The following is a 22,072-nucleotide window of genomic DNA, read 5'->3' as shown; positions in this document are numbered from 1 at the left end:
TGATAAACAAGCTTTTAAGGACTTTAAGAAACAGTTAAAGCAGATTGAATGTCAGTTGAAAGAACGTAACAACAACCTAAAACAACAAGGTAAAACCCCTTATGTTTATTTACAGCCTTCTCGTATTCCTCAGAGTATCGCGATTTAATTGTTTTAGTCATCAATAAATAAGTTTAAAAGTAGGTAAGTTAATGAAATTTACCTACTTTTTATTGTAAGGAAAAGTTAAGATTTGAGAATATTAAAAAGATGATCCAGGCTTCTTTAAAAAATCAATTTCTTCTGGCGTACTAATTCGCCCTAAAATTTTATTTCGGTGAGGAAAACGGCCAAATCGTTTAATAATTTGATAATGACGAGTCGCAAATTTTATGGCACTTTGACTATCAGGATCATCTTGAAGTGTTGAAAACAAAGTGATAGCTTGCTGTTGATGAATTAAATTTTCACTATGTTCATAAGGTAAATAGATAAACCATCGTTGTACAGGCAATAGTTGACGATCAAAGTGCTGAGAAACTGCATATTGAGCAATTTTCAAGCCATGATTATCTGTAGCGAATGATTGGGGCGAGTTGCGAAACATATTACGAGGCAATTGATCAAGAACAAGAATTAATGCTAAGCAACTAAACGGAGTATTTTTCCATTCGTCTAATTTTTCTGTAACTGCTTGTTCATAAATAGACAAAAACTGTGAGCGTATCTGTTGATCAATTAAATCATCTTTCATAAACCAAAATTTTCGAGGTTTTCCGTAGTCTTTGTCTTCAGGTTTCCCAAACCAGAATGCTAAAATCTTTTTTACATTATTATTGTCAACCAATAGTTTTGTTCCTCATAAAACTAATATTAACTATTTATATCGCAGTATTTTATTATTCCTTTTGGTGTTGAGCTTTTATGTACTTATATAAGATATCAGTCTAGATAATCTAATTGTCAGGGACAATAACTTCATCTTGTTGCTCAACTTCTCTAATAATGGTAGAAGGATTAACATTTTCGGGTTCAAAAATAGAAGTTAAAGCTTGATCTAGGGTTTCTGACATAACAATTTGATTTTCATAAACTACAATAACTCTTGCTAAGGTTGGTAAGCTATTTTCTTCAGCTTCTAAATATAAGGGTTCAACATAGAGTAAAGATTGCTCTTGGAAAAAAGGAATGACTAACAGGTTACCTTGAATAACTCGCGATCCTTGACGATTCCAAAGAGAAATTTGTTGAGAAATGACAGGATCTTGATTAATTAAGGCTTCAATTTGCTCAGGACCATAAATAATTCTTTGTTTGGGCAGTTCAAATAACAGCATCCTACCATAACTATTACCATCAGAACGGGCAAATAAACCAGCAATTAAATTATTACGACTGGTAGGAGTATAAACACTAAATAACATAAATTCTTGTGCATTACTGGTAAGCTTCATTAATAAGTAATAGGGTTCAATGGGTTGCCGATTTTCTCCGTAAATTTCTTGAGGAATTCGCCATTGATCCTCTCGATTATAAAACACTTGAGGATCGGTCATATGATAAATTAATAAACGCTCTGATTGAGTATTATATAAGTCCCTAGGATAACGAATATGAGCCTTAAGAAAAATAGGCATTTCTGAGAAAGGTTTAAATAGATTCGGAAAAATTTTATCCCAAGTTTGAATCAAGGGATCGCTCTCATCAATCACGTAGAAATTAACATCACCATTGTAAGCATCAATAACAATTTTGACAGAATTACGAATATAGTTAAATGGGCGATCGCCTGGTTCTGAATAGGGATAGCGATCGCTAGTGGTGTAAGCATCAATTATCCAATATAGGGTAGTTTCTTCTGGTTTATTTTCATCATTTTTAACCCTAGCTGTTACTAAATAAGGATCACGATCAAACCTCAAAAAAGGGGCAATCATTCTAATTCTACGATTAATATTACGACGAAATATTAATTTAGTATTTGGGGTAAAATTTTGAGTAAATATCATTTGCCAATCTTTTAAATAATCAGCAAATAGGAGTCGTCTTACCCAATTTTTTATTTCAATTCCTCCTCTTCCATCATAAATATTATAAACATTATCTTGGCCACTGGGATAGTCTAATTCTTTTACTTCGGTATTGGTCATAATATAAGTATTCGTTGACTCTCCGAAGTAAATTCTAGGGTTATCAATAGGTATACTATCTCGAATCAAAGGACTAGAAGTTTGTAAATCTCCTGTATTGTTTTCTGTGCCAATATTTTCAACAAAATAGAAAGGTAAACCCCCTTGAGCAACCTGATTAACTGGTGACAAAGTAAAGCCATAACCATGAGTGTAAACTAGGTGTTTATTAACCCATGTTTTTGCTTGTTCGGGGACTTCATTATAGTCTAATTCCCTGGCAGCAATTAATACCTGTTGTTTAGCAATTTGCGGTAAATTTCCATTAGTTTCCAGAGGAATTGTATAACGATCCATATCAGCATCGTTAAACTTATAATAAAGTCGTAATTGTTGTAATTGACGATTCGTTTGTAAGAGGGGACGAGAATCCCAAAGACGAATATTGTTAATCGTTAGGCGATTTTCATCTAAAGATTCTGCTGTTAAGTTTCCTGTTGCATTGAGGGTTTCGACTTCAATTTTGTCTAAATCGAAAGCGCGACGGGTTAAAGCAATATTTCGCTCAATATAAGGTCTCTCCCTGTCTAATTCATTTGGTTCTACAATTAAACTTTGTACTGTTTTTTGACCAAAGAAAGAAATAAGTAAAATGCCCAAATAGATGATAAATGGTAGAGGAGAAAAAGGAAGATTATAAAAAATAGAACGTTTTAATGAACGCATTTTTGCATAGCGTCCCCATCCTGTTATTCCCTTAATTAATAACCATAATGCAATTATCATGGAGGTAATAGCTGCTATGGTATAGATAGGCAATAAAAAATGAATATCTGTATAACTGGCTCCAAATACGACCCCCTGCGTCGAGTATAATAATTGATATCTGGCTAACCAATGGTAGAGTCCGATAATGGACATCAAAAGACCGCCTAAAATATATAAATGGCGAAGTTGATCGCGAGAAAATCCAGGAAATTTACCTTGAGATAAACTATTAGCTGATAATAAATAAGTTAAAGTTGCAATAATTAATCCTAATAAAAATAATCCGCCTAACCAAAAATTAATTAACTTCCAAAAGGGAAAATTAAAAACATAGAAACCAATGTCTCGACCAAATTGGGGATCAAGTTCTCTAAAATCAGTTGGGTTAAAATACTGTACAATTCTTGTCCAGTTTCCTGACAAACCCAAACCAAAGATTATACTAAAAACTAAGGATATTGCTCTTAAGAAGAACTGACCTTTAAGAAAAATAATCGTAACAATAGTTATTATAATTGCCCCTTTCCATAACTGATTTTTAAGTTGAGATAAGAGTTGAGGAACTGATGTGAAAAAGAAAGGATTGGGTAGATCCGGGGTAATATTAGGCAAGGTAAAGTCTGGAGTCCAAATATTATAAACTACATCAATATAATAAAGGAGCATTAATCCTATTAATCCCCCTAAACCAATAATGAGAAAAAGTAACCATAAAAGGCCAAAAGAACGAGAATCAGGTATTAATTGAGGGTTTCTTGTTTTACGTTGTTTTCGCCTTGTCTTATTCTGACTAGGAACTTGGGGGATAAAATTCCATTGATAGCGTTGTGCTTGACTTAAATTCCCCCACAAAAACCATAACGAAAAACCACTAATAATACCCCATAACCCTAACTGCCATAATAATTGCTTAAAAAAGATGTTTAAATATCCCACTTCTTGGAACCAAAGCCCCTCAACGATAAGGTGAGACACTAATTCAAACATTAAGCCGATACCTAATAAAAAAGTCAGCAATTTGGTTAGGGAAGCATTGAAAAATTTAGACATAATTAGGAGTTATGGGACTATATTTTTATTGTCTTGATAATTCCAATTCTCGAACGGGTTGAGGTTGGCGTTTTCCTTCTAAAATCATTTTTACCCCTCTAGCAGGGGATAAAGTTACACCTCGTCTTTGTTGTTTTTCGGGTTGAGTATCGGCTAATTTTAAGCAATACTGAGACATGATTGTGGCAATGACTAATTTGATCTCAAATTGTGCTAACGCTTCCCCAACACAACGACGAGAACCCCCACCAAAAGGAATAAATTCGTAGGGAGTATATTGACGATCAACAAATCTCTGGGGATTAAATTGTTCAGGGTTAGTATATAAATCTTCCCGTAGATGAGTTAAATACATACATCCCATAATCATATCCCCAGGTTCAAAAGTGTAACCTGCTACCTCCACCTTTTCTTGAGCGACTCTGGTAAAAGTTAACATGGCTGAGGGGGATAGTCTTAGGGTTTCGTTACAGACTGCGGTTAAGTAGGGAAGACGGAAAATATCCATCCCTTCTGCATCGGGTGAAAGGGTGTTTAACTCCTCGATTAGCTTATCTTTGACTTCAGGGGTATGATGAATCCAATATAAAGCCCAGGCCATAGCTGATGCCGTGGTTTCGTGGCCGGCGGTTAAGAGAGTCATTAATTCATCTCTGAGTTCTTGATCTTTCATCCCTTGGCCTTGTTCATCTTTTGCAGACATAAGAAGGGATAATATATCTGTGCGATCCGAATCGGGGTGAGCTTTGCGATCGCTAATTTCTGCATAGATTAACTCATCGATCGCTTGACGTTGACGAAGAAAGTGACCCCAAGGACTCCAACTGCCTAAGTCTTTTTGCAAAAAGGGAAAGAATAAAAAAGCAGAAGTCAGAGGCGAATTGAACAGATCAAGCATTTTTTTTAGTCGATCTTGTAATTGTTCATAACGTTTTCCTTCCGTTACTCCGAATACCGCTTCCATAATCACTTTTAAGGAGATATCTTGCATGATCTCCCTCGCTAAAAAAGGTTGATTTTGGGGTACTTTTGCCATCACTTCTTCAGTAATACGACAAGTCAAGTCACCATATACCTTAAGACGTTCCCCGTGAAACGATGGCATCACTAACTGACGACGTTGACGATGGCGATCGCCGTCAAGCATAAGCACCGAAGAATCCCCAAGCAATGGCCGTAATATAGCATTTAAACCACTAGGGGAAGTAAACTGCTTGCGATCATGAGTCAAAATATACTGCATGATCTCAGGACGACTGGTGAGAATCATCTTATCCCCGAAACCGATTATTTTAGCTTTAAATATATCTGGGTAGCGACGATGATTCGTTTTGAGATACTTAGTAGGATTGAAAATCCATTGTAATTGTTGTATCAACTTAGGGGTTTTAGAACCAGGAATTGTTTTCATTACACTGATTATTATCGTTGTCAAATACTTCTCTTCTTATGGTAGTTGATCGAACTTATTAATTTTTCTAAGGGTCAATGGCCATTACTCCTTACTTACTCTTAGAAATAGTAATCATTTATCTTATTATGTATAAAAAATACTTATGCAAGACTTAAAGAATTGACATTTTACAAAACCTATGTAGGCAGGCCATAATGGGAGTCAAGCAAGTTTAAGTATTGTAAAAAAATTATTTGGAGGCAGCAGTGTATGGTTGCGCTCAGGGATCAGAGTACACATTTAAGAGCATTAAGTCGTTTGACCTTACAAACGAATAATATTGGTGAAGATACCACAGCAATTCGTTGTTTAGATTGGGATCGCGATCGCTTTGATATTGAGTTTGGTTTAAGAAACGGAACCACTTACAATTCTTTCATCATAGAAGGAGAAAAAACTGCATTAGTTGATACATCTCACGGAAAATTCAGACAATTATATTTAGACTGTTTAGCAGATTTAATTGATCTTTCAACCCTTGATTATCTGATTGTTAGTCATACGGAACCAGATCATAGTGGGTTAGTCAAAGATGTTTTAAAATTGGCTCCTAATGTTACTGTGGTGGGGTCAAAAGTCGCCATACAATTTTTAGAAAATATGGTGCATCAACCTTTCGATAGTCTTATTGTTAAGAGTGGATCTAGCTTAGATTTAGGAAAAAACCATGAATTACAATTTATTTCTGCTCCTAATCTTCATTGGCCGGATACCATTTTTACCTATGATCAAAAAACCAGTATTCTTTATACTTGCGATGTATTTGGGATGCACTATTGTGACGATTATATCTATGATGAAGAACCCGACCTATTGCAAGCAGATTTTAAATACTACTATGACTGTTTAATGGGTCCTAATGCTCGTTCTGTTTTAGCTGCCTTAAAACGCATTGATAAGCTAGAAATTAATACCATTGCCACCGGACATGGACCTATTTTAAAACATCATATTCCTCAATGGATGAATGATTACAGTCAATGGAGTAAAGAACAAGCAAAAACCGATAATTTAGTTGTCATTTTTTATGACGAAAACTATGGTTATGGTGAAGAAATTGCGAGACATATTGCCCAAGGATTGCAAAAAACAGAGGTTAATATAGACTTAGTTGATTTATCGACAACTGATCCCCATGAAACCCGACAACTGGTCTATGAAGCCAAAGGGTTAGTGTTAGGAATGCCCTCCCAAGCTGATGATCACGCTCAGGTCATTGTTAATACCATTTTAGCTGTTGCTCATCCTAAACAAGCGATCGGGTTATTTGAATCAGGAGGAGGAGAAGACGAACCCATTTATCCTTTGCGGAATAAATTGCAAGAAATTGGCGTAACTGAGGGATTTCCTCCTATTTTAGTTAAAAGTGCGCCAACCCCTAACACCGAGAAAATGGCTGAAGAAGCAGGTACCGATCTGGGTCAATGCATAACCCGCGATCGCTCTATCAAAAACCTAAAAAACATTAATTCTGACCTAGAGAAAGCATTAGGACGCATTAGTAACGGATTGTATTTAATTACCGCTAATAAAGGGGAAATTGCCGGCTCAATGTTAGCCTCTTGGGTCATTCAAGCGAGTTTAGAACCCTTGGGAGTTGCCATTGCAGTGTCAAAAGATCGAGCGATCGAGTCCTTAATGCACCCAAGCGATCGCTTTGTTCTCAATATCCTCGAAGAAGGAAATGCACAAGGGTTAATGAAGCATTTTCTGAAACGGTTTGCACCAGGGGCCGATCGCTTTGCAGGGGTTAAAACCTATCCGGCTCAAAATGGGTCTCAAATTTTAGCTAATGCTTTAGCTTATCTCGAATGTCAAGTGATTAGTCGAACCGACTGTGGTGATCACTGGATGATTTATAGCACCGTACAACGAGGACGAGTCTCTAACGTTGACGGTTTAACTGCTGTGCATCATCGCAAAGTTGGAACCCATTATTAAAGATAGGCAATAGGGTTATATCATCACAAGATTTCCTGATTTTTTACTATTTCCTGTCTCTTCGTCTCCTCATTATTTACCTTTTAAAACTAAACAATCATGTACGAATCCATAAAACATCCTTCTTCACAACGCAACAGTTGGCTTAACCTCAACCGTATCGTCAACATTCTAGAAGTCATTCAAGATGCCATTGTTATCTGTTTATGTTTAGGACTATTTTCGTTTATGGTGTTGCAACTGTATTCAATGGTATTGTCTCTGTTGCCGCCAGTACAATTTCAAGTGGTTACGGCTGATATCTTATCCTTACTTATTTGGGTAGAATTGTTCCGTTTATTAATTATTTACCTCAAAGAACAACGAATTTCTATCGGTGTTGCCGTAGAAGTAGCTATTGTCTCAGTGTTACGAGAATTTATTGTGAGAGGTGTTCTCGAAATTGCTGCAACGCAAGTATTAGCCACCTGCGCCTTTTTACTGGTTTTAGGAATGTTAATGGTGATTCGGGTTTGGCTGCCTCCCACCTTTGATGGTATTGATCCCGAACACGCTGTATCCCAACGCCATCAACAACGTGCAACGTCTAAAAAAGCAGAAACTAATGGTAATCACGCCATTTTATCCAACAATTAACCTCTTTAATCGGAGTGCGGAGTTAGTAACTATGATTTTTGCTTTGTTATTCTGACTCCTGACTCCTCCCATTTACTATAAGTTATTATCACTAAATATCAATCATGCTCACCTCAACTTGTCTTCCAACCCGTCCTCGTGATGTTCAAATTGCTAACATTGCCGAAAATACGACCATTTTTCGCTCTCGAACCTGGGAACGTCTAAAATTTGAAGTTGAATATGCTTTGTGTAAAGGCACAACAGCCAATGCTTATTTGATTGAAGCTGACAAAATAGCCTTATTTGATCCCCCAGGAGAGTCTTTTACCGAAATTTTCTTAGAAAAATTAGAGCATCATCTGACTTTATCTGAGATCGATTACGTCATTTTAGGTCATGTTAATGCTAACCGTATGGCCACGTTGAGGATTTTGGTTGAAAAAGCACCTCAAATTACCCTAGTTTGTTCTAAATCGGCTGCTAAGACCTTAAAAGCTACATTTCCCCAGTGGAAGGATAAAATTAAGGTAGTACGTTCAGAAGATAGCTTAGAGTTAGGACAAGGCCATCGCCTACAGTTTACCTTTATTCCTACTCCTCGCTGGCCTGATGGACTGTGTACCTATGATAGTAAAACCCGTATTCTTTACACTGATAAATTATTTGGCTTACATCTGTGTCATGATGCTGTCTTTGATGACGACTGGAAAGGGTTAGATGAAGATCGCCGTTACTATTTTGACTGTCTTCATGGAGCGCAAACGAAACAAGTAGAGGAAATTTTAGATAAAATTGAGCCATTTTCTGCTAGATATTATGCTCCTGGCCATGGGGTAATCGTTCGCTATAGTTTAAGTCGTTTAACTTACGATTATCGTCAGTGGTGTCAACAACAGCAGTCTCAAGATTTGAAAGTAGTTTTATTATACGCTTCTGCTTATGGAAATACGGCCATTATGGCTCAAGCGATCGCTCAAGGTATTATGGATCAAGGAGTAGGAGTCGAATCTATAAATTGTGAGTCAGCGACGACAGAAGAGATTACCCGCGCCATTCAAAACTGTGACGGCTTTTTAATTGGTTCCCCAACCTTGGGAGGTCATGCGCCGGTACAAATTGAAACCGCTTTAGGTATTGTCTTAGGAACGGCTAGTAAAACCAAGTTAGCGGGAGTATTTGGTTCCTATGGCTGGAGTGGAGAAGCGGTTGACTTGATCAGCCAAAAATTGCGGGACGGTAATTATAAGTTAGGTTTTGACCCGTTGCGTATTCGTTTTAGTCCCGATGACACTGCTATAGAAAACTGTCAACAAACAGGGGCTAATTTTGCTCAAACCCTGAAAAAACGTCAAAAACAAGGGCCTGTGACCTCTGGGTTAACTACGGTACAAAGCGATCGCACTGAACAAGCGATCGGTCGTATTGTTGGTTCTATCTGTGTCATTACTACTTGTGAAAATGAGACTCATCAAGGGTTTTTAACGTCTTGGATCTCGCAAGCTACCTTTAGTCCGCCAGGGTTAATGATTGCCATTGATAAAAAACAATGGAATGAGGGAGATTTTGAAACAGATACCTCTTTTATTGTCAATATTCTCAAAGAAGGGCGCAACGTTAGGAAACATTTTTCTGAGTCCAATAGTAGTCCTTTTGAGCAACTGGAAACGGAAACTGCTTCTAATGGTTGTTTAATTTTAAAAGAAGGTTTAGCCTATCTTGAATGTACCGTACAGCAACGAGTCGAAGCCGGCGATCGCTGGTTAGTGTTTGCCTTAGTTAACCAGGGAGAAGTATTAGAAGATCAGGGGTTAACGGCGATCGCTCATCGCAAAACAGGAAAACAATATTAGCATAATCTTGTTCAAGTAGGGTGGGCAATGCCCACCTTACAGTATGTTATAACTTGGTTAAGTTAGTTAAACCAAGAATTTTTATAGGTAATTTAATATTGAGCAATTCGTCAGATATTATTATCATTGGAGGAGGAGCCGCCGGATTTTTAGCTGCAATTGTCTGTGCCGAAAATAATCCTCAAACCCGAATAACAATACTTGAAGCAAGCGCAAAAGTGTTAAAAAAAGTTCGTATTTCCGGGGGAGGGCGTTGTAATGTCACTCATCACTGTTTTGATCCGGCACAATTAGTTACTTATTATCCTCGTGGGGGTAAAGAGTTACGAGGAGCATTTACTCGCTTTCAACCTAGAGATATAATCAACTGGTTTGAGAAGAAAGGAGTCCCTTTAAAAACAGAATCTGATGGTCGTGTTTTTCCTGTCACTGATAATTCAGAAACCATTGTTAATTGTTTAATCAACGAAGTAGAAAAAGCTAAAATTGACCTTAAAGTTAAGTCGGAAGTGGTTGCTTTAAAATCAGAAAATAATCAGTTTGAACTTCAACTAAAACACGGAGAAACTCTGAAAGCTAAGAGAGTTTTATTAGCAACAGGTAGTAGTCCGAAAGGTTATCAAATCGCTAAATCTTTAGGTCATGAAATTATTAAACCCCTTCCCTCTTTATTTACTTTTAAAATTGAAGATGTCCGTTTGCAAGGACTAGAAGGAGTTGCGGTTGATCAAGTCGGGTTAAAATTGTTGGGGAAGGGAAAAAAGCAGCAACCGCAACAGTTAGGTTCTTTACTTATTACCCATTGGGGAATTAGTGGTTTTGGTGTGCTTAAATTATCAGCATTCGGAGCGAAAATTTTAGCAGAAAATAACTATAAAATATTACTATCAATTAACTGGCTTTTTCCTCAAACTCCTGAGCAAGTTAAGGACAAATTGCTAGAAATTAAAAATAAAAATAATCAATCTCGTCAGCAGATTAGTTCTTTTTGTCCTCTACCTTTACCGAAAAGACTCTGGCAAAGACTGCTAGAGTTTGTTGATATTGACACCAACAAAAACTGGTCTGAAGTGTCTAAAAAAGATATTATTAAACTAGCTCAAGAACTCTCTCAAAGCAAGTATCAAATTTTGGGTAAAGGGGTTTTTAAAGATGAATTTGTGACTTGTGGAGGGGTAAAGCTAAAAGAAGTTAATTTTACCACAATGGAAAGTAAAATTTGTCCTAATTTATATTTCGCTGGAGAAATTTTAGACATAGACGGAGTAACTGGGGGATTTAATTTTCAAAGTGCTTGGACTACGGGTTGGTTAGCAGGAATGGCTTTAAGTAAATCCTTATAGCTTAGAATAGGGTTCATCTTGAGGTGAACCCTATCTTAGTTGTTAGGTTATCTATCTTGAGAGATTTGACGTTCTATTGTTTCAATAGCAGCATCAACTCCAGCTAATCTTGTTTCTAAGCTATCTCTCATCATTTTGAGAAATTTAAGCTTACGTTCTTTGTATTCTTTATCTGATGTGGTTTCATAACCACAGCAAGGATTACCCCAAAATGGAAAGAAAGGAAACATAATAACACAGTACCTCAAACAAAGTTACACTTATATTTTGCCTAATTATTGTTCTATTTTGTTAGGCTGTTGACTTTTTTTCTTAGGGCGATCGCACTTTCTCTTGACATGATGGTTAGTGCAGATTTAATCTAAAATTGTCGCAACCTCTTTTAAATAAACTTGCTCTAATAATTCACCCGATTCTAATTCATATTGCTCTAATAAACCTTGACGTTTAATGGTAATTTGCTGGTCTTGTTTGATAACGATACTAGAATCATTAAAAACATCTCTAGTTAACATCATTTCTACATCACTGGGATTATCTAAGACCACCATGTTGCTACCATAATAAAACATTCCTTCTGCCTCTAAAACTCTTTCCTCATATTCAGCAATCAGTAAATCTAACTTAGGATTCCGTAATAAATTGCGAACGTTGGTATTGTAATGACGGTTGAGAGGTTTTTCCGCACGATTAATTAAAATTCCCTCCCGACAGACTGCCCCAATTGTCCAATCGGGATGAGACATTAAAATGCGATCGCTTAATCTTTGTAACTCGCGTAAACTTACACGATTAAAACTGATAATGGGAATACGGGCATTCTCATTAGAACTAAAAAAGGTTTCTAAAATACGAGAAGTAACATCGACGGGTTCACCAATAGCAGGATTAAGGTGCATATAAACCCCTGGTGCTGCGTTAATTTCGATAATACCAAAATCACTTTCTTTCCAAGACTGAGAAATATCAGCCGTGATTACATCTATTCCAAGACAAGTCAGACGAAAATGTTGGGCAATATCCTGAGCTAAAATAATATTATCTGAATGGACGCTTGGGGTGGCATCGATACTAAAACCACCAGAAGAGAGATTAGCCACTTTGCGTAAATAAACTTGGCGATCGCTTTCAATTACCGTCTCCAAATCTAATCCTTGTTCTTCTAAATAACGATCCATTGCCTCATCGGTATGAATTTTTCCCATGGGTGAAGTGGGTGTATCGCTACGTTGAACAGAATGATTTTCCCGATCAATTAATTCTCGTAAAGTCGCCCGTCCATTACCTACGACAGACGCTGGCTTACGTTCCGTAGCTGCCACAAAACGACCGTTAACGCAGAGTAAACGATAATCTTGTCCTTTGATACTATTTTCGACAATAACCGCTTTGCTGCCCTCTTCTGGGATACTTAGAACGGCTCTTTGATAAGCTGTTTCTAGTTCTTGTTGATCTTGTACATCTGCGGTTACGCCAATACCTTTATGGCCGGCGACGGGTTTAACGGCCACAGGATAACCAATGTTAGTCGCAGTTTCTCTTGCTTCTTCTAGGGAGTTAACGATATCTCCTTGGGGAACAGGAAACCCTAATTCAGCTAAAAACCGCTTGCAGTAGTCTTTTTGGGTGGTAAAATCAGAATCTAAATGACTATCAACATCAAAGGTGGTTGCGACACCTCTAATTTGTCGCTTACCGTAGCCATACTGCATTAAGCCTTCATCCCACAGATAAAACGTCGGAATTTCTTTATGGTATGCTGATTTGAGTAACGCATAAACCGTTGGCCCTCCATAAACGGAGTTACGAAATACTTGTTGTAAAGCAGTAATTTGAGTCTTTAGATCGTAATCCTCTTTTCTTTCAATCGCTTCAAACCAATCCCAAACTGAGTAAACGACTTCTCTAGTGGTGCGAAGATGCAGGGATTCAATCGCAATTCTGCTGAAATCTCTATCGGGTTGTTCTGTGACGCTCCATTGATGAAAATGTAAACCCATGTCTAACTGGTTAACTTGGGCTACCGTATGAGCAAACAATTCGCTATGAGAGTCATATTTCTGGTCTGCAAGCCGAGGATAGTGATCCCCTATCACCTCTAAATAATCTTCGATGGGTAAAGGACGATCGTATCCCGTCAACCCTAAATCGAAGACTAAAGCAGCTTTGTTTAAATAAGGATTAGCACCAATAAATTCTCTAACGTTAAATACGTCAAAAATATCGCTTTTTCTAGCATTAACGCGAATTAGTTCACTCGTCTCGATTAACATTGGATGTTTGGCTTTTTTGATATCAATGCTGTTTAGTTTACTCGAAATTAGCTTTTAGCTAAATCTATCTCAAGATTGGTTTTTCTTTTTTATCCAAATTTATTTAAGAAAAGCTATTTTTAAGGGTTAATATTTATTTTAAAAATTTTAAGTTTGTTTTGGGGATCACGACAATATGTCACTTTATTAAGCTATTATGCTTGACTTTACCTTAAAATCTATCTTTAGAGATAATACAAAGCATATAAAAATATGTTTTATTGGAATTAATCAATTACACTTAAAATAAGTAGTAGGGTTTTATGGTCGTTGCAGTTGAAACTCAAAACAGTGACAGCTCTGAATCAAAGGATTCTGCTGTAAAATCGTCAACAGGACAATTAATTATTATCGGTGGTGCAGAAGATAAAGAAGGAGACTGCACAATATTAAGAGAGTTCGTGCGTCGTGCTGGCGGTAGAGAAGCGAGAATTGTCATTATGACTGTCGCAACCAGTTTACCAGGAGAAGTTGGCCACGATTATCGATATATTTTTGAAAATTTAGGAGCTGAGCTAGTCGATATCGTCGATACCGAAAGACGAGAAGACGGGGATAATCCCAAAGATTTAGAAGTTATCGATAACGCAACCGGCGTATTCTTTACAGGAGGCGATCAGTCGCGCATTACCGAATTACTTAAAGATTCAGAAATTGACAAATTATTACATAAAAAATTTGCTCAAGGGTTAGTGATTGCTGGTACCAGCGCAGGAGCAGCGATGATGTCAGAAATGATGATTGTCGAAGGAGATAGCACTACTCATCCAACGATTGACAGCGTTGTTCTTGAACCTGGGATGGGCTTTTTACCTAATGTTGCCATTGATCAACATTTTTCTCAACGAGGAAGAATTGGTAGATTTGTTTCAGCTTTGATGCAACAGTCAGTGCCTTTAGGATTTGGTATTGATGAAAATACCGCGATCGCTGTTAATGGCGATGAAGTCGATATTGTTGGAGAAGGTTCGGTAACCATTGTCGATGTTTCTAATATCAGTCACAGTAATCTTGACCAATCTTTACAAGATGAGGCATTAGCAATTTGTGGTGCCAAGCTACATATCTTAACTTATGGCTATCGTTTTAATCTCAAACAACGAGAGTGTATAGCTCGTAGCGCAAGGCAATAAGCGCTCTTGTAAAACTCACATCTTGCACCTGACAAGACAAAGTTCCAAACCATGTTCATAAAACCAAGGATTTAGTAACTTTAACCTCTCTCAATCATGCTAAAGTACAAAGTCTCTATCTCCTCAAAACAAAGGTGGCAGAAACGGTCAGATATTTAGCTGTCATTATGGGACGTTCTGAATCAACAATCCACCATTGGCTTAAGTTAGATAAAACAGGAGGAATACCTAAACTTCTAGAAGAACATCCAAAAACAGGGAGACCAAAAAAAGCGCGTGGGGGATGCTGGGGTTCCCCCAGCTTATCCAACCACGTAAGATATTAGACAAAGAAACTGTAGTGAAAATAGAAAAAGAGTTACGTGATCCAGGCAGATTTAATAGTTATAAAGAGATACAGCTATGGCTTTTAGTTTGTCAAGATATAAATTAAAGGAAAAGCTGAAAGTTTCTCATAATATGATAAAAGGAAACTGTAAAAGAGTAAAAAAAATAAAATTTCGGTCATATTAGATTTGCCCATATTTTTGATACGTTTGTCTTGTTTAATTATGAATTAAGACATACCCCCTTGAATGACTAAGCTATTCATCATTTAAAGTGCTAGTTGAGACTGCATGGGAGCAGGGAGAGGGGAGCGTGGGAGAAAAGTTTGAGCGTTTGTACTAAAAACTTGAATATCTGGTTTAAATGCACAACAGCTTACCCTGAAATTGGTTTATACTCTAACTGAATTTACCCATTGCTGTTTGAATCAGAAAAAAAATGTTACCAATGTTCAAATTCAACTGGAAACCTTTGATTATCGTGCTGAGCTTATTTGTGGGATTTTCGGGCAATGCTTTAGCCCAAACAGAAACACCCACTGTTACCCGCTTTAACTTATCAGAAGTGACTTGTAAAAACTTGTTAGATGCTAATAATTTTGATCGCATGGCTGTACTGATGATGTACTGGGGGTTTGTTGCAGGAAAAGAAAATAATTTAGAGTTTGACTCTGAAAAAATGCAAGCAGCTACCGAACAGTTAATGGATGTTTGCGTTGAAGATCCTGACATGACTATTTTTTCAGCCATCGAATCTATTTAACAATAATATTAGAAGTCTTATGAAATATTCTTTTGCTGTTTTATCTCTCTTAAGCCTTAGTTTTAGCTTACTTCCCGTTAAGGCTCAAGATCGTTACGAATATTGTGTTAATTTAGCCCAACGTCAAACAGGATACTACGGAGAAGTGCCTCGCAAGCGTCGGGGTGGGTTACTAAGGGGAGCTAGTCGGGGAGCCTTGCATGGTTCCTTTTGGGGAGCGATCGCAGGAGATGCAGGGGAGGGAGCAGCGATCGGTGCTGCAGTGGGTTCCGTTGCTTCTGTGGCAAGACAGTCTGATGAAAATGCTTACATCGAAGATCGTCGCGCTGCTTATGAATATGCGTTAGATGATTGTTTATCGAGATATGAACAGTGAACAATTATAAATATAGCAGTTATCAGCCACAGATAACTGATAACTGCTTTCAATCTTACAAATTTATTTGATAAAAGTATAATTCTATTCGCTTTGCCCACATTTACCAATACCCCTGTAAAAATGGGACTGACCTATTCAAAGCTTCATCAAAGTATTCAAGATAAGTGTAAGAAATTCAAATTTCTCGGAAATATGTTGAAGAAAAACAATGAAAACCAATCATAACAAGAGAATTTTTTATCAATTACCAATAGCATTTATAGGCGTTCCCATTGCTCTGATGATCGCAATGACTATTCTCTGTTCGACAGTATTTCCTGGCCAAGCTCTTACCCCAATGTCCCTAAGTTCTCAAGAAATTTGTCAAATAATCACTGCTATGCCAAAGGCTGAAAACACAGATAAACTTTTGTCTGTCTTAGGCACAAGTCGTTCAAACATAACGAAGAATCTCATAGCGATGAAGGGCAATATGGAACAGTACGAAGCAGAAGGATATGGCTGGCAAAATGCACTCGATAGTGCCAGTGGGCTTGAACCTCGCCCTAGTTCGTGGCTTATTGGAGCTTTACGTATGGCTTGTGAGTCTTAGTTATAAGTAAAAAGTTTGGTAAAAGTGAAAACTTCTACCAAACTTATCAATATCATCCCTTGCTTTTTAGGCTACGGTTAGAGCATCTTGGATAGTTTTGTTGTAAATAATCCGTCCAGGGGTAGTCCGAATAAACTGAGAAACCGCTTCACCGTCGATTTCCCTCACGCGACGTTCTCGATAATGTTTAATAACACTACCATCGTCTAGGGTTTCTGTTTTTAAGACCTCATTATCAGGCTTATCGGTGACCACTTCCTCGTTGGGATCTTCTGAACGTAACCAAACATAGGCGTGTAAGTCCACCAGTCCATGTTCAAAGGCTTTAACTGCATCGTCAATATTGCCAAAATAACGACCGCTTCCTTTTTGAGATTGGGGATTTTCTGCAGTTAAATAATAACACCCTAATACCATATCCTGAGAAGGAGCAACAATGGGTTTACCAGTTGCAGGAGACAAGATATTATGACACGCTAACATCAATAATCTCGCTTCTGCTTGAGACTCTAAAGATAAGGGAACATGAACGGCCATTTGGTCTCCGTCAAAGTCAGCGTTAAACGCCGGACAAACCAAAGGATGTAACTGAATGGCACGACCTTCGACTAAAATAGGTTCAAAAGATTGAATCCCTAAACGGTGTAGAGTTGGGGCGCGGTTCAGTAATACAGGGTGTCCCGTAATTACTTCTTCTAACACATTCCAAACGCTGGGGTCGCCTTTAACAATCAGTTTTTTGGCCGCTTTGATATTATTGACTAATCCTAAACGAATGAGACGATGAATAACGAAGGGTTGGAATAACTCGATCGCCATTTCACGGGGTAAACCACATTGATAAATCTTCAGTTTTGGCCCCACTACAATCACAGAACGGCCGGAGTAGTCCACCCGTTTTCCTAAAAGGTTTTGACGAAAACGCCCTTGTTTCCCTTCAATAATATCGGATAAGGATTTCAAGGGACGATTATTAGCCCCGACAACCGTACGTCCCCGTCTTCCGTTATCAATTAAAGCGTCTACTGCTTCTTGTAGCATCCGTTTTTCGTTACGGACAATGATTTCCGGGGCGAGAATCTCTTGTAAACGGGCTAAACGGTTATTACGGTTAATTACCCGTCGATAGAGGTCATTGAGGTCTGAGGTGGCAAAACGACCCCCATCTAACTGTACCATCGGGCGTAAATCTGGGGGAATAACGGGGATAACGTCTAATACCATCCATGCAGGTAGTGAACCTGTAGCGATAAAGTTATCAATGACTCGTAGGCGTTTAATGAGTTTAGCTCGCTTCTGTCCTTTACTTTGGGCGATTTCTTCCCGCAAAGTTTCGGCAATCTCTTCTAGGTTCATTTCTTGCAGCAACCGTTGGATGGCTTCTGCGCCGATGCCCACTTCTATGCCATATAAGTCAGAATCTTCGGCATAAATCTGATCTTCAATTTCAATCCATTGATCTTCGGTTAAGAGTTGCTTATAACTTAAATTACTGGCATTTCCTGGATCTAACACCACATAGGCGTTAAAGTAAACAATTTGTTCTACGTCCCGTAAGGCCATATCCAGTAAAATACTCATGTAACTAGGAATCCCTTTGAGATACCAGACATGAGTGACAGGAGCTGCTAACTTGATGTAGCCCATACGATGACGACGGACACGGGACTCGGTAACTTCTACCCCACAGCGTTCACAGACAATACCTCGGTGACGAACCCGTTTATATTTACCACACCAACATTCCCAGTCTTTCGACGGACCAAAAATTCGCTCACAAAATAGTCCGTCCATCTCCGGTTTTAATGTCCTGTAGTTGATGGTTTCGGGTTTGGTCACTTCTCCGACAACAACCCCATTCGGCAGGGTTCTCTCTCCCCATTGACGAACACGTTCGGGGGAAGCTAACCCAATTTTTACATAGTCGAATCTTGTATCTTGTGCTGGTTTCATGTTTGATGGTTCTCAACAATAGGAAAAACGATTGATTTTCATCTGTTTTTGGCGAAAGTTGCTCAATGTCTCAGTGGTTACATTGGAGAGACATAGCAACGAGAAGAAAAGGTGAGATAGGGCTGGCTCGATCAGTATCTATATCTTTAAAAGTAGGTAGTTGGACGGCACAACAATAGGATAAGTCCTGAAATCAATCAAGACTCTTGAGGTTTAATTATTTAAGTAATATGCGATCATACACTTTTTTGGTTACCTAGATCAATATCATAACTGTAAAATGGCTCTGCTGCTAACCCAAACAGCTTTTTGTCAAGAGTTTGTTGACAAGATTTAACATTATTGTTACATTACTTAATATAGGGACAGTAAACAAAATCTTAATTTACACAGGCTTTGTTTGCGATCTAAAATCGTGTGATTTCGGTATCTCCCATTGATATTGAGTTCTCCTAGAATACCTCGGTGATGCGCCGAGGTTTTTTATTAGAGTAGTATAAAAATATTATTCTAGTTGAGTGAAAGATTACGGTAAACTTGCTCGATAGGAAAACTAAGGTTTATACTTTTAAGTTCTATAGTGTCTCCTTCTTGGTAATTAATAATAATCCATTCTCCTACTTTATTCTTATGATATAAATCAATTTCGATACGGGTAGAACTAACTAATAAATAATCTTGTAAAATAGGGTTTTGACGATACATTCTAAATTTTTTTCCTCTGTCATAGGCTTCTGTACTATCTGATAACACTTCGACAATTAAGCAGGGATAAGTAATATAATCATGGGTGTTTTTATCTCTATTATCACAGGTAACACTGGCATCTGGATAACTATAATTATGAGTGTTAGCCATTTTTATTTTTATGTCAGAATTCCCTATTATACAGTTAGTATTCTCTAAATGTGTCTCAAACATAGCTGTAAAACGGATAGCTATGCGACCATGATTAACTGTACCACCAGTCATGACATAAATTTGACCGTTGATATATTCGTGTTTCTCTAGTTGTTTTTCTTCCCAAATAAAGTATTCTTCAGGCGTTAATACGGGGAATTGCTCTTTTGCTACAATCATCGTTCTTAAATAGGCATTTTTTTGACTTTTGAATTTTCCTTAAGCCTACAAATTTTAACTATGCTGTTATAATTGTACCATTAATATTTTTGTCTTGATCTACAGATAGATTAATCGCTTTTGAAAGTATTAATCCATTGTGTTTTGTAAAGAGTAATTTTCTCACATTTTTTACCTTATGAATGCTAAATTTAAACCTTCCCGTCTTGGTATTAGTGGCCTAGCTATTCGTCAACATATTGGCACATTAATGTTAACTTTAGCAGTAATGATAGTGGGGATCTTTTTTGTTACCACTATTCAGGTTGACTTACTTCCTTCTATTACTTATCCTCGCATTGGTGTCCGTATTGAAACTCCTGGTATTGCCCCAGAAGTTGCCATTGACGAAATTACTAGACCCCTTGAACAAGCGTTATCAGCAACGGAAGGTGTTGAACAGGTTTACTCTCAAACCCGTGAAAATCGTGTGAGGTTAGACCTCTATTTTAGAGTAGGTGGAGATATTGATCAATCGTTAAATGATGCCACAGCAGCCTTAAATCGTGCTAGCAATAACTTACCTGATAATTTAGAACCGCCTCGTCTGTTTAAATATGATCCCTCTCAATTACCAGTGTATGAGTTTGCCTTAACTTCATCTATTAAAAAAGATGTAGATTTAAGAGTGTTTGCTGATGAAGAATTAGCCAGAGAGTTAACCGTGATTCCTGGGGTTGCCTCTGTAGATGTTTCAGGGGGTGTTGAAGAGGAAGTTAAGGTTGATATTGATTTAGATCGTTTACAAGCATTAGGGATAGGTTTACGGGATGTTTTAGATGAGTTGGAAGAGAGAAACCAAGATGTAGCAGGCGGACGTTTATTAGGAGAAAATGGGGAGCCCTTAACCCGTGCAGTGGGAAGATTTAAGACAGCAGAAGAAATTCGTAATTTATCTTTTGCAGTGAATAGTAATGAAGAAAATGGAGCATCACCACGGGTTTATTTACGAGATTTTGCTGAGGTTATTGATGGTACACAAGACCAAAGAATATTTGTTTCTTTGAATGGCAGTCCTGCGGTTAAACTGAGTGTGCAAAAACAACCTGATGCTAACACCATCGAAGTAGTGGACAGGGTAAAAGAGAAGATCCAAAACTTAACCCAGAGTAATATTATTACTAACGATATGACTCTGGTAACAACGTTAGATGAATCAATTTTTATTAAAAATTCTATCCAAAATGTTATTAATTCTGGATTAATTGGTACAGGGTTAGCTGCGTTTGCTGTTCTCTTATTCTTGGGATCATTACGTCAAACTTTTATTATCGTTGTCTCTATTCCTTTGGCTACTTTAGGTGCAGTTATTTTAATGAAAATATTTGGCTTATCTCTCAATGTTTTTAGTTTAGGGGGATTAGCATTAGGGGTAGGTATTGTGGTGGATAACTCCATTGTTATGTTAGAAACCATTGCTGATGGTGTGGGCATTGTTCCAGGAAAAAAAAGCAAAAGTCGTTTAACTTCTCAAAACTTAATTAATCAATCAATTAATAGTAGTCAAACGGTAGAATCAGCTTTAATTGCCTCAACTAGCACAAACTTAGTGGCTGTATTGCCTTTTTTGATGATTGGAGGCTTTATTTCTTTACTATTTAATGAATTAATTTTAACCATTAGTTTTGCGGTCGCTGCTTCTATTTTAGTAGCTTTAACGGTTGTCCCGATGTTAACCTCAAGATTATTATCTATTCGTTGGTCTAGTGGGTTACATAAATTCTGGCCTTTATATTGGTTTAATCAAGGGTTTAAGCAGTTAACAAAAGGATATGGCTGGTTACTATCAAAACTTCTTAAGTTACGCTGGCTAGTCGTTATTATTGCTTTTGTGGTTTTAGGCGGAAGTAGTTTGAATTTAGCGAAACAAGTTCCTCAAGAAATTTTGCCAAGTATTAATACTGGACAAGCTCAGTTAATTGCTCAATTTCCTCCAAATACATCCCTAGAAACCAATCGTGAAGTAATGAAAATTACAGAAGATATTTTTCTGCAACAGCCAGAAACTCAATTTGTTTTTAGTACATCGGGGGGTTATTTATTTGGCTCAAATACGACTGAAAATGTGTTAAGAGGTTCGAGTAATATTACTCTTAAATCAGGAACAAATATCCAAGCCTACATTGATAGAGTAAGTCAAGAATTTGAGAAATTAAATTTAGTTGATATTCGTTTACGACTCTTTCCTGATGGTGTAAGAGGCTTAATCTTAAATAACTCCCCCGTCAGACGTGCTGATATTGATTTAATTCTACAAGGAAATGATCAAAATAGTTTAGATGAAGCAGGAGAAACTGTTTTAAAAGTATTAGGAGAAAAGGCAACTTTAGCACAATTTAGTCCTGATGGTGATCCTCGTCAACC

General features: G+C 37.5%; 16 protein-coding genes and 1 pseudogene. 10 read left to right on the top strand and 7 right to left on the bottom strand.

Translation table 11 applies throughout. The features are described 5' to 3' along the window. Nucleotides 1-241: 241 nt before the first annotated feature. The 3 genes from CY0110_RS24380 to CY0110_RS24370 all read right to left on the bottom strand — a co-directional run bounded on the left by CY0110_RS24380 (nucleotide 242) and on the right by CY0110_RS24370 (nucleotide 5,337). Entirely contained in the window at nucleotides 242-826 is a 585-nt protein-coding gene (locus tag CY0110_RS24380; protein ID WP_008278279.1) for a DUF924 family protein, read from the bottom strand. A 109-nt stretch (nucleotides 827-935) separates the two neighbouring features. After that, complete coding sequence (locus CY0110_RS24375) at nucleotides 936-3,926, bottom strand: UPF0182 family protein (RefSeq protein WP_008278278.1); 2,991 nt, start codon at nucleotides 3,924-3,926, stop codon at nucleotides 936-938. Nucleotides 3,927-3,951: 25 nt separating this feature from the next. Next, entirely contained in the window at nucleotides 3,952-5,337 is a 1,386-nt protein-coding gene (locus tag CY0110_RS24370) for a cytochrome P450 (protein WP_008278277.1), read from the bottom strand. A gap of 252 nt (nucleotides 5,338-5,589) precedes the next feature. Between CY0110_RS24370 and CY0110_RS24365 the strand changes: the two genes are divergently transcribed. From CY0110_RS24365 to CY0110_RS24350, 4 genes are all read left to right on the top strand, one after another. Continuing rightward, nucleotides 5,590-7,320: a diflavin flavoprotein gene (locus CY0110_RS24365; RefSeq protein ID WP_008278276.1), complete on the top strand. Its 1,731-nt coding sequence runs from the start codon at nucleotides 5,590-5,592 to the stop codon at nucleotides 7,318-7,320. 99 nt (nucleotides 7,321-7,419) lie between these two features. Then, nucleotides 7,420-7,956 (top strand): phosphate-starvation-inducible PsiE family protein, encoded by a 537-nt coding sequence (locus CY0110_RS24360; RefSeq protein ID WP_008278275.1) that lies wholly within the window; start codon nucleotides 7,420-7,422, stop codon nucleotides 7,954-7,956. 104 nt (nucleotides 7,957-8,060) lie between these two features. After that, on the top strand, nucleotides 8,061-9,788 hold the full coding sequence (locus CY0110_RS24355; RefSeq protein WP_008278274.1) for a diflavin flavoprotein: 1,728 nt from the start codon (nucleotides 8,061-8,063) through the stop codon (nucleotides 9,786-9,788). 98 nt (nucleotides 9,789-9,886) lie between these two features. Continuing rightward, the gene (locus tag CY0110_RS24350) at nucleotides 9,887-11,131 is read left to right on the top strand and encodes a BaiN/RdsA family NAD(P)/FAD-dependent oxidoreductase (RefSeq protein WP_035800577.1); all 1,245 of its coding nucleotides are present in this window, start codon (nucleotides 9,887-9,889) and stop codon (nucleotides 11,129-11,131) included. 47 nt (nucleotides 11,132-11,178) lie between these two features. Here CY0110_RS24350 and CY0110_RS24345 read toward each other — a convergent pair whose 3' ends face one another. After that, entirely contained in the window at nucleotides 11,179-11,361 is a 183-nt protein-coding gene (locus tag CY0110_RS24345) for a hypothetical protein (RefSeq protein WP_008278272.1), read from the bottom strand. 126 nt (nucleotides 11,362-11,487) lie between these two features. Beyond that, the gene (locus tag CY0110_RS24340) at nucleotides 11,488-13,404 is read right to left on the bottom strand and encodes an ATP-binding protein (RefSeq protein ID WP_008278271.1); all 1,917 of its coding nucleotides are present in this window, start codon (nucleotides 13,402-13,404) and stop codon (nucleotides 11,488-11,490) included. Between the two features lie 302 nt (nucleotides 13,405-13,706). On the opposite strand from CY0110_RS24340, the gene CY0110_RS24335 reads away from it, so the two are divergent. The 5 genes and pseudogenes from CY0110_RS24335 to CY0110_RS24315 all read left to right on the top strand — a co-directional run bounded on the left by CY0110_RS24335 (nucleotide 13,707) and on the right by CY0110_RS24315 (nucleotide 16,636). Next, complete coding sequence (locus CY0110_RS24335; protein WP_008278270.1) at nucleotides 13,707-14,576, top strand: cyanophycinase; 870 nt, start codon at nucleotides 13,707-13,709, stop codon at nucleotides 14,574-14,576. 80 nt (nucleotides 14,577-14,656) lie between these two features. Continuing rightward, a pseudogene (locus CY0110_RS31690) lies at nucleotides 14,657-14,848 on the top strand (helix-turn-helix domain-containing protein); the annotation flags it as partial. A gap of 502 nt (nucleotides 14,849-15,350) precedes the next feature. Then, nucleotides 15,351-15,665, top strand: coding sequence for an HdeA/HdeB family chaperone (locus CY0110_RS24325; RefSeq protein ID WP_198139257.1), 315 nt, complete (start codon nucleotides 15,351-15,353; stop codon nucleotides 15,663-15,665). Between the two features lie 19 nt (nucleotides 15,666-15,684). Then, nucleotides 15,685-16,041: a glycine zipper family protein gene (locus CY0110_RS28125; protein WP_008278267.1), complete on the top strand. Its 357-nt coding sequence runs from the start codon at nucleotides 15,685-15,687 to the stop codon at nucleotides 16,039-16,041. 211 nt (nucleotides 16,042-16,252) lie between these two features. Next, complete coding sequence (locus CY0110_RS24315; RefSeq protein ID WP_008278266.1) at nucleotides 16,253-16,636, top strand: hypothetical protein; 384 nt, start codon at nucleotides 16,253-16,255, stop codon at nucleotides 16,634-16,636. A 66-nt stretch (nucleotides 16,637-16,702) separates the two neighbouring features. Here the strand turns inward: CY0110_RS24315 and CY0110_RS24310 are convergent, their stop codons facing one another. Together CY0110_RS24310 and CY0110_RS24305 are read right to left on the bottom strand one after the other, a co-directional pair. Continuing rightward, on the bottom strand, nucleotides 16,703-18,589 hold the full coding sequence (locus CY0110_RS24310; protein WP_008278265.1) for a DNA-directed RNA polymerase subunit gamma: 1,887 nt from the start codon (nucleotides 18,587-18,589) through the stop codon (nucleotides 16,703-16,705). A gap of 510 nt (nucleotides 18,590-19,099) precedes the next feature. Next, nucleotides 19,100-19,669 carry a Uma2 family endonuclease gene (locus CY0110_RS24305; protein ID WP_008278264.1) on the bottom strand — a complete coding sequence of 190 codons (570 nt, stop codon included), beginning with the start codon at nucleotides 19,667-19,669 and terminating at the stop codon, nucleotides 19,100-19,102. Between the two features lie 178 nt (nucleotides 19,670-19,847). Here CY0110_RS24305 and CY0110_RS24300 point away from each other — a divergent pair. Then, the coding region (locus CY0110_RS24300; protein ID WP_008278263.1) for an efflux RND transporter permease subunit at nucleotides 19,848-22,072 on the top strand (2,225 nt) is incomplete at its 3' end.

This window comes from Crocosphaera chwakensis CCY0110, from assembly GCF_000169335.1.
Lineage (GTDB): Bacteria > Cyanobacteriota > Cyanobacteriia > Cyanobacteriales > Microcystaceae > Crocosphaera > Crocosphaera chwakensis.
The sequence above is the reverse complement of the archived record's forward strand: the minus strand, read 5'-3'. Positions and strand labels throughout refer to the sequence as shown.

Coding starts and splice junctions, on each gene's coding strand:
- CY0110_RS24375 (WP_008278278.1), bottom strand. CDS start 3,926: ATGTCTAAATTTTTCAATGCTTCCCTAACCAAATTGCTGACTTTTTTA.
- CY0110_RS24370 (WP_008278277.1), bottom strand. CDS start 5,337: ATGAAAACAATTCCTGGTTCTAAAACCCCTAAGTTGATACAACAATTA.
- CY0110_RS24365 (WP_008278276.1), top strand. CDS start 5,590: ATGGTTGCGCTCAGGGATCAGAGTACACATTTAAGAGCATTAAGTCGT.
- CY0110_RS24360 (WP_008278275.1), top strand. CDS start 7,420: ATGTACGAATCCATAAAACATCCTTCTTCACAACGCAACAGTTGGCTT.
- CY0110_RS24355 (WP_008278274.1), top strand. CDS start 8,061: ATGCTCACCTCAACTTGTCTTCCAACCCGTCCTCGTGATGTTCAAATT.
- CY0110_RS24345 (WP_008278272.1), bottom strand. CDS start 11,361: ATGTTTCCTTTCTTTCCATTTTGGGGTAATCCTTGCTGTGGTTATGAA.
- CY0110_RS24340 (WP_008278271.1), bottom strand. CDS start 13,404: ATGTTAATCGAGACGAGTGAACTAATTCGCGTTAATGCTAGAAAAAGC.
- CY0110_RS24335 (WP_008278270.1), top strand. CDS start 13,707: ATGGTCGTTGCAGTTGAAACTCAAAACAGTGACAGCTCTGAATCAAAG.
- CY0110_RS24325 (WP_198139257.1), top strand. CDS start 15,351: ATGTTCAAATTCAACTGGAAACCTTTGATTATCGTGCTGAGCTTATTT.
- CY0110_RS28125 (WP_008278267.1), top strand. CDS start 15,685: ATGAAATATTCTTTTGCTGTTTTATCTCTCTTAAGCCTTAGTTTTAGC.
- CY0110_RS24315 (WP_008278266.1), top strand. CDS start 16,253: ATGAAAACCAATCATAACAAGAGAATTTTTTATCAATTACCAATAGCA.
- CY0110_RS24310 (WP_008278265.1), bottom strand. CDS start 18,589: ATGAAACCAGCACAAGATACAAGATTCGACTATGTAAAAATTGGGTTA.
- CY0110_RS24305 (WP_008278264.1), bottom strand. CDS start 19,669: ATGATTGTAGCAAAAGAGCAATTCCCCGTATTAACGCCTGAAGAATAC.